Source organism: Streptomyces sp. NRRL S-495 (assembly GCF_000966955.1).
Classification (GTDB): domain Bacteria; phylum Actinomycetota; class Actinomycetes; order Streptomycetales; family Streptomycetaceae; genus Kitasatospora; species Kitasatospora purpeofusca.
The window spans coordinates 1-11,853 of sequence record NZ_JZWY01000415.1; the positions used below are offsets into that span (position 1 = coordinate 1).

Annotated in this window: 9 protein-coding genes; 4 read left to right on the forward strand and 5 right to left on the reverse strand. The window is 73.7% G+C overall.

All coding sequences use genetic code 11. The annotated features are described in order from the left end of the window. Both VR45_RS21885 and VR45_RS21890 read left to right on the forward strand, forming a co-directional pair. A partial coding sequence (locus VR45_RS21885; protein ID WP_052709269.1) for an ATP-binding protein occupies window positions 1–2,100 on the forward strand: 2,100 nt, incomplete at its 5' end. A 165-nt stretch (window positions 2,101–2,265) separates the two neighbouring features. Next, the gene (locus tag VR45_RS21890) at window positions 2,266–3,615 is read left to right on the forward strand and encodes a M28 family metallopeptidase (RefSeq protein WP_045941506.1); all 1,350 of its coding nucleotides are present in this window, start codon (window positions 2,266–2,268) and stop codon (window positions 3,613–3,615) included. Between the two features lie 86 nt (window positions 3,616–3,701). Here VR45_RS21890 and VR45_RS21895 read toward each other — a convergent pair whose 3' ends face one another. After that, complete coding sequence (locus VR45_RS21895) at window positions 3,702–5,402, reverse strand: acyl-CoA dehydrogenase family protein (protein ID WP_045941507.1); 1,701 nt, start codon at window positions 5,400–5,402, stop codon at window positions 3,702–3,704. 79 nt (window positions 5,403–5,481) lie between these two features. After that, the gene (locus tag VR45_RS21900) at window positions 5,482–6,090 is read right to left on the reverse strand and encodes a PadR family transcriptional regulator (RefSeq protein WP_045941508.1); all 609 of its coding nucleotides are present in this window, start codon (window positions 6,088–6,090) and stop codon (window positions 5,482–5,484) included. A 201-nt stretch (window positions 6,091–6,291) separates the two neighbouring features. On the opposite strand from VR45_RS21900, the gene VR45_RS21905 reads away from it, so the two are divergent. After that, window positions 6,292–6,762, forward strand: a complete 471-nt coding sequence (locus tag VR45_RS21905) for an SPW repeat protein (protein WP_234326073.1) — start codon at window positions 6,292–6,294, stop codon at window positions 6,760–6,762. A gap of 85 nt (window positions 6,763–6,847) precedes the next feature. On the opposite strand, the gene VR45_RS21910 is transcribed toward VR45_RS21905, so the two are convergent. Both VR45_RS21910 and VR45_RS21915 read right to left on the reverse strand, forming a co-directional pair. After that, complete coding sequence (locus VR45_RS21910) at window positions 6,848–8,239, reverse strand: class II fumarate hydratase (protein ID WP_045941509.1); 1,392 nt, start codon at window positions 8,237–8,239, stop codon at window positions 6,848–6,850. A 200-nt stretch (window positions 8,240–8,439) separates the two neighbouring features. Next, window positions 8,440–9,168, reverse strand: coding sequence for a carbon-nitrogen hydrolase family protein (locus VR45_RS21915; protein ID WP_199925982.1), 729 nt, complete (start codon window positions 9,166–9,168; stop codon window positions 8,440–8,442). A gap of 242 nt (window positions 9,169–9,410) precedes the next feature. Here VR45_RS21915 and VR45_RS21920 point away from each other — a divergent pair, with 242 nt between their 5' ends. After that, window positions 9,411–11,324, forward strand: a complete 1,914-nt coding sequence (locus tag VR45_RS21920) for a cholesterol oxidase substrate-binding domain-containing protein (protein ID WP_078896728.1) — start codon at window positions 9,411–9,413, stop codon at window positions 11,322–11,324. A 40-nt stretch (window positions 11,325–11,364) separates the two neighbouring features. On the opposite strand, the gene VR45_RS21925 is transcribed toward VR45_RS21920, so the two are convergent. Next, on the reverse strand, window positions 11,365–11,853 hold a 489-nt coding region (locus VR45_RS21925; protein ID WP_045941514.1), incomplete at its 5' end, for an XRE family transcriptional regulator.

The following is an 11,853-nucleotide window of genomic DNA, read 5'->3' on the forward strand; positions in this document are numbered from 1 at the left end:
CCGGACCGCCCGGCCGCGCCACCCCGGCGGAGCGGCCTCACCCCGGCCGTCTGGGCCTGCGCGGCGACCCTGCTCAGCGGATTCGGCTGGGTACTGCTCGCCGTCACCCACCAGGACGCCGCCTGGGCCGTGCCGTTCTACCTCCACGACGGCGAGACCGTCCTGCTCGGCTTCGCGTTCGCGCTCTCCGGGCTGCTCATCCTCGCCCACCGCGCGGGACCGCGGGCCGACGAACCGGCGCCCGCCCCGGCCTCCGACGGCGACCCCGGCCCCGGCCCCGAGTCCGACCCGGCCCCGGCCGGCCGCAGCCTCGGCCACTGCCTGCTGGCCGCCGGACTCGGCGGCTGCCTCTCCCGCTTCGCCCTCCTCGCCGGCGCCGCCGCCGACGCCGGACCGGTGGTGCAGGCCCTCGGCGCCGCACTGCTGCTCGCCTCCGTCACCCTGTTCATCTTCGTCTCCATGGCCCTGCCGCTCTGGCTGCCCGAGGGACGGCTGCCCGGCGGACCGGGCCGTGCGTTCGTCGCCGCCGTCGCCGTCTGGAGCGCGCTGCACGCCTGCGCCGTGCGGCTCGGCCGCGCGCTGCCGTACTTCGGCGACGTCCTCGTCCCGGACGGGAGCGGACTGCCGGTCGACGAATGGCACGCGACCCTGGTCGCCTGGGGCATCGTCGTCATCAGCCTGACCGTGGCCGCCGTCCGCTGGCGCCGCTCCGCGCGGCCGCACCGCAGCGTCACCGCCGTGCTGGTGCCGTACCTGGTGTGGCTGGTCACGACCAACATCGCGCTGCAGATCGGGAGTGCGGAGAGCGTCGCGGCGGTGGCCTACTTCGCCGGGTCGGCGCTGTGGATGCTCGGCGCGGTCGGCTACGCGTTCACCCGCGACCGCTCCCGCTACCTCGACCGGGCGACCCGCCGGATGCTCAGCGTCCTCGCGCTGATCGCCCTGCTGATCGCCGGCTACCTCGGCATCGCCCTGCTGCTGCGCCGCGCCCTGCCGACGGCCAGCAACGCGGGCGCGCAGCTGCTGGCGGCCGGGGCGCTGGCCATCGGCGGACTGCTGGGACCCACCACCCGCTGGGTCGTGCGGGCCGTCGACCGCTTCTACTACGGCGACCGGGCCCGCCCCTACCAGGTGGTGCGGGCGCTCGCCGAGCGCCTGAGCCGCGCCGTCAGCCCGGCCGACGCCCCGCCGCTGCTGTGCGACACCGTGGTGGGCGCCCTCGGCCTGCCCGGCGCCCGGGTCGTCCTGCACACCCGCACCGGACCGCACGAACTCGCCTCCGTCGGCACCGTCGGCCCCGACAGCCAGGTGTTCCCGCTCAGTTACGAGGGTGCGGTGATCGGCGACCTCTACGCGCCGCCGCGGGCCGGGCAGCCGGAGCTGGACGCGCAGGACCACGAGGTGCTCCGCTTCCTCGCCGACCAGGCCGCGCCCGCGATCGCCTCGCTGCGCATGTACGAGGAACTGCAGCGCGGGCGGCGGCAGATCGTGCTCGCCCGCGAGGAGGAGCGCCGCCGGTTGCGGCACGACCTGCACGACGGGCTCGGGCCCACGCTCTCGGGGCTGCGGCTGGGTGTCGACACCGCCAGGGCCGCCGTGCCGGAGGGCTCCTCGGCGGCCCGCTCGCTGCGGGCGGTGTCGGCGGGGATCGGGCTGGCGGGGGAGGGGCTCGCGGTGGCGCTGCGGCGGCTGGTCGCGGAGCTGGACGGGCCGCGGGTCAGGATCGCGCTGGTACTGGACCCGGACCCGCCGCCGGCGCTGGCGGCCGCGGTGGAGGTGGCGGTGCTGCGGATCAGCGGCGAGGCGCTGAACAACGTCCTGCGCCACTCGGCGGCGGGGCAGGCCCGGCTGACGCTGCGGGTGCGGCCGGAGGCGGTGGTGGTCGAGGTCTGGGACGACGGCCGGGGATTCCCCTCGGACCGGTCGGAGCCGGTCGACGCCGACGGGTCCCGTCGAGCCGGGTCGGGGCTGGGGCTCCGCTCGATGGCCGAGCGCGCCGAGGAGCTGGGCGGCCGCTTCGCGACCGGCAACCACGACGGCGGCGCCCTCGTCCGCGCGGAGCTTCCCCGCACCCCGGACCGCCCGACGGCGGACGGCTGACAACCGCCCTTCTGCCCACTGCCTCTTGACGGGGCCGAAGGTTCCCTCAATCATCATGGTCGCGTCAACTTTGCGATGCGGTCGGCCCCACACCCCCTCACTACCCCAACGCCGCCCGCGAAGTGGCGCGCTTCCGTTCTGCCCCATCAGATATCGGAGCCTCCATTGACCGAGCGCGCCCCGAGGCGATCCCGCCTGCGCCGATCCGCCCTGTCCGCCGCCGCCGTCGTCACCCTCGCGGCCGCCCTCCTGACCCCGGCCGCGGCCGCGTCCCCCGCGGCGCCGGCCCCCGTCGCCGCCCCGTCGGCGGCGGCCGCCGCCCCCGACATCCCGGTGGCCAACGTCAAGGCCCACCTGGCCCAACTCCAGTCGATAGCCACCGCCAACGGCGGCAACCGCGCCCACGGCCGGGCCGGCTACAAGGCCTCGATCGACTACGTGAAGGCCAAGCTGGACGCCGCGGGCTACACCACCACGCTGAAGACCTTCAGCTACAACGGCTCGACCGGCTACAACCTGATCGCCGACTGGCCCGGCGGCGACACCTCGCACGTCGTCATGGCCGGCGCCCACCTGGACTCCGTCACCGGCGGGCCGGGCATCAACGACAACGGCTCCGGCTCCGCCGGCATCCTGGAGACCGCGCTCGCCGTCTCCCGGGCCGGTCTCACGCCCTCCAAGCACCTGCGGTTCGGCTGGTGGGGCGCCGAGGAGTACGGCATGATCGGCTCCAAGAACTACGTCAACAGCCTGTCCAGCGCCGACCGTTCGAAGATCGACACCTACCTCAACTTCGACATGATCGGCTCGCCCAACCCGGGCTACTTCACCTACCGCTACGACAGCGCGCTCGACGCCCTGTTCCGCGACTACTTCGCCGGCCTCGGCATCAGCACCGAGCAGGACTTCGAGGGCGACGGCCGCTCCGACCACGCCCCGTTCCAGGACGCGGGCATCCGGGTCGGCGGCCTGTTCAGCGGCGCCGACTACACCAAGACCAGCGCCCAGGCCGCGAAGTGGGGCGGAACGGCGGGCCAGCCCTTCGACCGCTGCTACCACTCCTCCTGCGACACCACCGCCAACATCAACGACACCGCGCTGGACCGGATGAGCGACGCCATCGCGTACGCGATCTGGACCCTCTCCGCCGGCAGCACCACCCCGCCCACCGGCACCGTCTTCGAGAACACCGCTGACGTGCAGATCCCGGACAACGGGGCGGCGGTCACCTCCGCCGTCACCGTGACCGGCCGGACCGGCAACGCGCCGGCCGCGCTCCAGGTCGGCGTGGACATCAAGCACAGCTACCGCGGCGACCTGGTCATCGACCTGGTCGCGCCCAACGGCACCGCCTTCCGCCTGAAGGGCTCCAGCGGCGACTCCGCGCCCAACGTGCAGACCACCTACACCGTGAACGCGTCCGCGGTGGCCGCCGACGGCACCTGGAAGCTCAAGGTCCAGGACGTCGCGGCGCAGGACACCGGCTACATCGACAGCTGGAAGCTCACCTTCTGAGGCTGACGACCCGCCGGAGAGACAGCCCCGGGGGTACCGGTCCGCCGACCGGCACCCCCGGGGTGCACCACGAGTGAGCGAGGTGGCTACTCGGCCATCTCGTAGGCGCCCGAGAGTGCCTCGACCATGCCCCACACCTTCGCCGTCCGGCCGCCGTCCGCGACCGGGCGGCGGACGTGCGCCAGCGCCCACGCGGCCTGCGCCTCGGTGGTGGACGCCTTGCCGTGCAGCTCGGTGGCGTGCGCGGAGAAGTCCCGCACCAGCGCGTCGAAGATCTGGTCCAGCAGGTCCTGGTCCAGCCCGGTCAGCTCGGCCTGCTCCAGCACCAGCTGGCCGTAGACGATCAGCGCGAACAGCTGGCCGATCTCCAGCAGGAAGTCGAGGTCCGCCTGCTGCTCCGCGCTCGGCGCGTGCTCCAGCAGCAGCGCGCAGAAGCCGTCGGCCTGCTCGCGGAACCGGGCGACGTTCGGGAGGTGCGCGTGGGCGTCGTAGGCGGTCCGCCAGTCGTGGAAGCGGATCGCGCCGAGGCCCCGGGCCGGCCCCTGTCGGAACAGGAATTCGTCGTCGGCGGCGTCCCGGCGGGTCGGCACCGCGGGGTACTCGGCCGGGGCGAACAGGTAGTTGGCCATGAACTTGAGGATCAGCGCCAGGTTGACGTGGACGGTGCCCTCCAGCTTCGGCAGGCCCCGGATGTCCTTGGCGGCCTTGTCGAAGTAGGTGTCCGCCTCGAAGCCCTTGGCCGCGATGACGTCCCACATCAGGTCGATGACCTTCTCGCCCTCCGTGGTGACCTTCATCTTGGTCATCGGGTTGAAGAGCAGGTAGCGGCGGTCCTCGGGGGAGGCGGTGCGGAAGTAGTCCACCGAGCGGGCGGCGAACAGCTTCATCGCCACCAGTCGCGCGTAGGCGTCGGTCAACTCGCGCCGCACGTGCGGGAAGTCGGTGACCTTCTTGCCGTAGAGCACCCGGTTGTGGGCGTGCGTCACGGCCTCGTACATCGCGTGCTCGCAGATGCCCACGGAGGCGGTGCAGAGGTTGAACTTGCCGACGTTGACGGTGTTCAGCGCGGCGTCGAAGGCGGCCTTGCCGGTGTGCAGCACGTCCTCGGCGCGGACCGGGTACGACTCCAGTCGGAACTCGCTGACGTACATCTGGGCGTTCACGACGTTCTTGACCAGGTGGTACGCCTCGTGGCGGCTGTCGGCGGCGAAGAAGACGTAGCCCTCCGGCCCCTCGACGTCCGAGCGGCGGCCGAACACCGAGACCAGGCCCGCGACATTGCCGTTGCCGATGTAGTACTTGGAGCCGGTGGCGGTGAAGCCGCCCTCGCCGTCCGGGGTGAGGATCATGTCGGTCGAGTAGATGTCGGCGCCGTGGCTGCGCTCGGAGAGCCCGAACGCCATCACATGGCCCTCGGACAGGAGCTTGGCGGCCCGCGCCCGGACGGCCTCGTTCTCGCTCTGCCAGACCGGGCCGAGGCCCAGGATGGTGACCTGCCAGGTGTACCAGTAGCCGAGGCCGTAGAAGCCGAGGATCTCGTTCAGCTCGGCGATCCTGGCGGTGTCCCAGCGCTTGTCCGGGTCGGCCGCGGACGGCGTCAGGAACTCGGCGAACAGGCCTTCCTTGGCGGCGAATTCGAGGAAGTCGGCGTACCAGCTGCGATCGATGTAGGTGTCGATCAGCGCCTTCTTGCCGCGCGACTCGAACCAGTCGACGGTCGCGCGCAGCAGCCGGCGGGTCGGCTCGTCGAACTGCGCGGGGTCGTAGGAACGCGGGTTGAAGAGCATCGCGGGCTCCCGGGGGTCGAGGGTGGAGAGGTGGAGAGCTGAGGGTGTGGGTGGAGCATGGCGCGCGGAGTACGCGGAGTCAGTCGGTGGGGGCTGCCGTGCCGGTGCCGGTATTGGTGCCGGTGCCGGACGAGGGGGTGGCGGCGTCCGCGGCCAGCTCGCGCAGGGTGGCGAGCACGTCGTCCAGCCAGGCGAGCGTCATCCGCTCGTACTCGATCCCGCCGCGCAGCACCACGTGCTGGAGCCGCTGCCGGGCGTCGAGCGTGTCCGGCGCCGGGAAGTCGCGCCCCTCGCCGTAGAGGTAGTGGGCGAGCAGGGCGGCGTGGCCGTCCCGGTGCCGTTCGACCTCGGGGATCAGCGCGGCGGGGTCGTCGAAGGCCGCCGCGCGGATCCGCACGGCGAGCTCGTGGCGGACCGTCTCCGCCTCGACGGGCTCGCGCAGCCAGGCGGCGAGCGCGGTCCGGCCGGGCGCGGCCGCCGAGTACACCTTCTTGTCCGGCCGCCCGTCCTGGGGGACCTCCTCGACCGAGATCCAGCCGTCCGTCTCCATCCGCCGCAGCACCCGGTAGATCTGCTGGTGGGTGGCGGTCCAGAAGCGGCCGATGGACCGGTCGAAGCGCCGGGCCAGCTCGTAGCCGGAACCGGGCTGCTCCAGCAGCGAGACGAGGATCGCGTGCTCCAGTGCCATGAGCGGCATCCTGCTATGCAACGAGTTGCATACGCAATGGCGGCGGGCGGGGTTGAGACGGAGGTCACCCGTCGGACGGAAGGGGGCGGGCCGGCGGGCGGGCAGGGTAGCTTCCCCGGCGAAAAGGTGCAAAACGGTCCAACGGCGCCAGAATGGTACTGGGCTTGCGCCCCCATGTTCCAGACCTAGGAGGTGGTATCGGTGTCTACCCAGATTCCGATGGGCATGGAGCACCATCCGGACATCGTCGAACTCCGGGAGCACTACGAGCGGGTCACTCTGACCCCACGGGCCCAGGCCGTCGAGGCCCTGGCCGTCCTGGCCGGTCTGTTCCTGGCGGCCTCGCCATGGATCGTCGGCTTCACCGCTTTCAGCACGCTGACCGTCACCTGCCTGATCGTCGGCATCGCCTACTGCGTGCTGATGGCCGGCTACGGCTCGGCGTACGAGCGCACTCACGCACGGGCCTGGGCCGCGACCCTGCTCGGCGCGTGGACGTTCGTCTCGCCGTGGGTCGTCTCGGGTGAGGTGAACCGGGGCAAGAACATCGTGACCTGCATGATCGCGGGTGGCGTGATGTTCCTGCTGGGGCTCGCCGCCATCTCGATGGCCACCATGACGTCGAACGGAGCCGCGATGCGACTCGGCCGGGCCGGCCGAGCGAAGAGCTGACGTCCGACGGAAGCCCGACACCCGGGGCGCGGAACGGCGAGGCCGCCGTCCGCGCCCCGGGCGCGTGTCCCGGTGCCGGCCGCCGTTACGGCCGGGTCATCCGCAGGACGTCCAGCGCCTCGTCCAACTGCCCGAGCGTGAGCCGCCCCTGCTCGACGTACCCGCGCTCCAGGACCACCTGGCGGATCGTCTTCCGCTCCGCCAGCGCCTGCTTGGCGACCTTGGCCGCCTCCTCGTAGCCGATGTACCGGTTCAGCGGCGTGACCACCGAGGGCGAGGACTCCGCGTACTCCCGGGCCCGCTCGACGTTGGCGGTGATGCCGTCCACGGCCCGGTCGGCCAGCAGCCGGGCACTGTTGGCGAGCAGCCGGACCGACTCCAGGACGTTGCGGGCGATCACCGGCAGCATCACATTGAGCTCGAAGTTCCCGCTCGCCCCGGCCACCGTCACGGTGGCGTCGTTGCCGATCACCTGGGCGGAGACCATCAGCACCACCTCCGGCAGGACCGGGTTCACCTTGCCCGGCATGATCGAGGAGCCGGGCTGGAGGTCGGGCAGGTTCAGTTCGCCCAGGCCGGTGCGCGGGCCCGAGCCCATCCACCGCAGATCGTTCGCGATCTTCGTGAACCCGACCGCCACGGTGCGCAGCTGGCCGCTCAGCTCGACCAGGCCGTCCCGCGCGCCCTGCGCCTCGAAGTGGTCGCGGGCCTCGGTCAGCGGCAGCTCGGTGGCGCGCGCGACCTCCTCGATCACCGCCGCCGCGAAGCCGGGCGGGGTGTTGATGCCGGTGCCCACCGCGGTGCCGCCGAGCGGCAGTTCGGCGACCCGGGGCAGGGTGGCCAGCAGCCGCTCCCGCCCGTGCCGGACCTGCGCCGCGTAACCGCCGAACTCCTGCCCCAGGGTGACCGGGGTGGCGTCCATCAGATGCGTCCGGCCGGCCTTGACCACGCCCGCGAACTCCGCCGCCTTGCGCTCCAGCGCCTCGGCCAGGTGCTCCAGCGCGGGGATCAGGTCGTGGCTGACGGCGGCGGTGGCGGCGATGTGGATCGAGGACGGGAACACGTCGTTGGACGACTGGCTGGCGTTGACGTGGTCGTTGGGGTGGACCGGCCGGCCGAGGCGCTCGCCGGCCAGGGTGGCGATCACCTCGTTGGCGTTCATGTTGGACGAGGTGCCCGAGCCGGTCTGGAACACGTCGACCGGGAACTCCCCGTCCCACCGGCCCGTCGCGACCTCCTCGGCGGCGGACACGATCGCCCCGGCGGTCTCCTCGTCCAGGACGCCCAGCCTGGCGTTGACCCGCGCGGCGGCGGCCTTGATCCGCGCCAGCGCGGCGATGTGCGCCGGCTCCAGGCGCTGGCCGGACACCGGGAAGTTCTCCACCGCGCGCTGCGTCTGCGCCTGCCACTTCGCCGCGGCCGGCACCCGCACCTCGCCCATCGAGTCGTGCTCGATCCGGTACTGCTCGTCACCCATCGTGCGCTGCACCTCCTGAACGGTCCCGGTCGGACCGGGGGCCGGGGACCCCTGCGGATCCAGGGTCCCCGCTCCGGCCGGGTTCGGCTTCCGCTGACCACAGCCGCGCGCCGGCCCGGGGTATTTCCGGGCCGGACGCGGACCCGCGGGTCCGGACACCGAGGTGTCCGGACCCGACGCTGATGACCTCCCGCTGATGACTACCCCAGGACGGCGGTCACCACCTCGCCCGTCCCGGTGCCCGCCTTGGCGACCTCGCTGCCGTCCGGGGCCCAGACGCCCGAGCCGCCCGAGCTGGCGGCGAACTCGCCGCTCGGCCCGGCGGCCGTCGCCAGCACCACCCAGACGCCGTTGTCCGCCGCCCGCGCCGGGTAGCGGGCCGCCTTGGTGGCCAGCGCCTCCGGGCCCGCCCCGTACAGGGTGGAGGCGACGTACGCCTCGGCGCCGAGCCCGACCAGCCGCTCGGCGTGCCCGGGGTCGGCGGCGTCGGCGCAGATCGCCAGGCCCAGCCGCCAGCCGTCCAGCTCCAGCAGGGCGGGCCGTTCGGCGGCGGCGAAGCGCTCGGGCTCGTTCCCGTAGAGGTTCGTCTTGCGGCAGGCGACCGCGGCGCCCTCGCCGGTGACGGCGACGGTGGCGATGAAGTCGCGGCCGTCGGGGTCGGTCACCGGCGCGCCGACCAGGGCGGTGGCGCCGGTCGCGGCGCAGGCGGCGACCAGCGGCGCGAGGCGCTCGTCGGACGGGTCGACCGAGGGTGCGGCGAGGTCGTAGCCGGTGAGGGAGAGCTCGGGGAAGACCACCAGCCGGGCGGCGCCGGCCTCCCGGACGGCGGCGGCGTGGCGCTCGACGTTGACCGCGACGGTGTCGGGCCGACCCGGTTCGGCGCAGGCGGGCTGGGCGACGGCGACGGTCAGGGGCGCGGGCGCGGGCACGGTGGGGCCTCCGGAGAAGATCGGGGACGGCAGCAGCTCGGGAACGGCAGAAGTGCGGGGACGGAAGAAGGTCGGGCGACGACGATCACGATCAACCTATGAGCCCACCGGGAAATCCGGCAAGGTTCATTCCTTCGAGTGAAGATCACGAGCCGTGGCGGGGCACCCCGGCGGCTGCTTCGTACGCTCACCCGGAATCGGGGGAGACACCGGACGAAAGTCCACCGGACACAGGGGCGGGCATGACGGCAGCACCGGACCACCAGCACCATCGGCACCACGACGGACAGGGCCCGGAGGACCGCGCCGCCCCCGACCCGGCGCCCGGGGAGCCGGGCGACCGCAGCCTCAGCCGCCGCCGTCTCCTCGGCCTCTCCGCCGCGCTCGGCACCACCGGCTGGCTGGTGAGCGGCACCGTCGGACCGGACAGCGCCCGGGCCGCCGCCCCCGTCCCGCCCGACCTGCCCGCCGGCACCGAACTGTTCCAGCGCGTCTACCGGAACTGGTCCGGCGAGGTCGGCACCGACCAGCTCTGGACCTGCACCCCGCGCACCCCCGAGGAGGTCCCGGCGCTCGCCGACTGGGCCCGCGCCCACGGCTGGCGCCTGCGCGCCCAGGGCCACCGGCACACCTGGGCACCGCTCACCGTCGCCGACGGGACCCCCGAGTCGGCCCGGGTGCTGCTGCTCGACACCACCCGCCACCTCACCGCCGTCACCGCCGACTCGCCCACCACCGTCCGCGCCCAGACCGGCGCCACCATGGAGGCACTGCTCGCCCACCTGGCCGACCGCGGCCTCGGCCTCACCGCCGTCCCTGCCCCCGGCGAACTCACCGTCGGCGGCGTGCTCGCGATCGGCGGCCACGGCACCGCCGTCCCCGCCGCCGGCGAAGCCCGCGCCGACGGACACGGCTACGGCTCGGTCAGCAACCAGGTGACCAGCCTGACCGCCGTCGTCCTCGACCCCGCCACCGACCGCTACACCCTGCGGACCTTCGACCGGTCCGAGGCGGACAGCGCCGCCTTCCTGGTCCACCTCGGCCGGGCGTTCGTCACCGAGGTGGTGCTCCGGGCCGGCGCCGACCGCCCGCTGCGCTGCGTCAGCCGGCTGGACATCCCGGCCACCGAGCTCTTCGCCCGCCCCGGCACCTCCACCGGGCTCGGCGGCCTCTCCCGCCCGCGCACCTTCGCCGACTTCGTCGACCGCGACGGCCGGGCCGAGGCGATCTGGTTCGCCTACACCGACCGGCCGTGGCTGAAGACCTGGAGCATCGCCCCGAACCGCCCGTTCGGCTCCCGCGCCGTCGACGAGCCCTACAACTACCCCTTCTCGGACTCGATCCCGGAACCGGTCGCCCGGCTGGCCGGCCAACTCGTCGCCGGAGCCTGGGGATCCGCCCCGCTGTTCGGCCAACTCCAGTACCTGATCGCCAAGATCGGACTCACCGGCGACCTCACCGACGTCCTGCTCTCCGGCGGACTGATCCGCGACCTGCTCACCGGCGAGGTGCTCACCCACCTGCTCGCCGGCGGACTGCACTCCGACCTCTGGGGCCCCTCCCGCACCCTGCTCCAGTACGTCCGCCCGACCACCCTGCGGGTCACGGCGAACGGCTACGCGATCCTCGCCCGGCGCGCCGACCTCCAGTGGGTGGTGGCCGAATTCGCCGACCTGTACCGGCGGCTGCTCGACGACTACCGGTCCCGCGGCGAGTTCCCGGTGAACGGCGCGGTGGAGATCCGGGTCACCGGCACCGACGACCCGGCGTGGTCCGGGGTGCCCGGCGCCCGGCCGCCGCTGCTCTCCGCGCTGCGCCCGCGCCCCGACCGGCCCGAGTGGGACACCGCGGTCTGGCTCGACGTGCTCGCCTTCCCCGGCACGCCCGGGCTGCACCGCTTCGCCCGGGACCTCGAACAGGCCCTGCTGCGCTCCTTCGACGGCACCCGGGCCGGTCTGCGCGTCGAGTGGTCCAAGGGCTGGGCCTACACCGAGGACGCCGCCTGGGCCGACCCGGACATGCTGGACCGGGTCGTTCCCGCCAGCCACCGCGCCGGCGGCGGGGCCGGCTGGGACGAGGCGGTCACCGTCCTGGACCGCCACGACCCGCACCGGGTGTTCGGCAACCCGTTCCTGGACCGGCTGTTGAAGCTCTAGCCCCGGTCGACCGGCCGGTGCGCAGGCCCGCCGGGCGGCCTCAGACGTGCTCCATCACGATCACCGCGAGGGTGCCCGGCGCCAGGGCCCGGAACACATGCGGGGCGTCGCCCGGGTAGCTCACGTAGTCGCCCGGGCCCAGCTCGACGGGCGCCCCGGCCGGCCCGGCCAGCGCCCGTCCGGCGCCCAGCAGCACATGCTCGACGGTGCCCGGCATGTGCGGGTCGGAGGCCCGGGTCTCGCCCGGCTCGGCCTCGATCCGGTAGATGTCGCGCCGGGCGTTGGGCGGGCAGGAGGCCAGCAGGGTCGCGGCGTAGTCGGCCCGCTCGGAGTGGGTGACCGGGCCCTCGCCGGCCCGCACCACCCGGACCACCGGGCGCGGCGGGTCGACCAGCCGGCTGAACGGCACGTCCAGCGCGACGCCGAGCGCCCACAGCGTCTCCACGCTGGGGTTGCCGACGCCCGACTCCAGCTGGGAGAGCGTCGACTTGGCGATTCCCGCCCGGCGGGCCAGCTCGGCCATCGACAG

Bases quoted from the DNA above. Each gene is read 5' to 3' on its own strand.
- VR45_RS21920 (WP_078896728.1), top strand. From the start codon at position 9,411: ATGACGGCAGCACCGGACCACCAGCACCATCGGCACCACGACGGACAG.
- VR45_RS21895 (WP_045941507.1), bottom strand. From the start codon at position 5,402: ATGCTCTTCAACCCGCGTTCCTACGACCCCGCGCAGTTCGACGAGCCG.
- VR45_RS21910 (WP_045941509.1), bottom strand. From the start codon at position 8,239: ATGGGTGACGAGCAGTACCGGATCGAGCACGACTCGATGGGCGAGGTG.
- VR45_RS21900 (WP_045941508.1), bottom strand. From the start codon at position 6,090: ATGGCACTGGAGCACGCGATCCTCGTCTCGCTGCTGGAGCAGCCCGGT.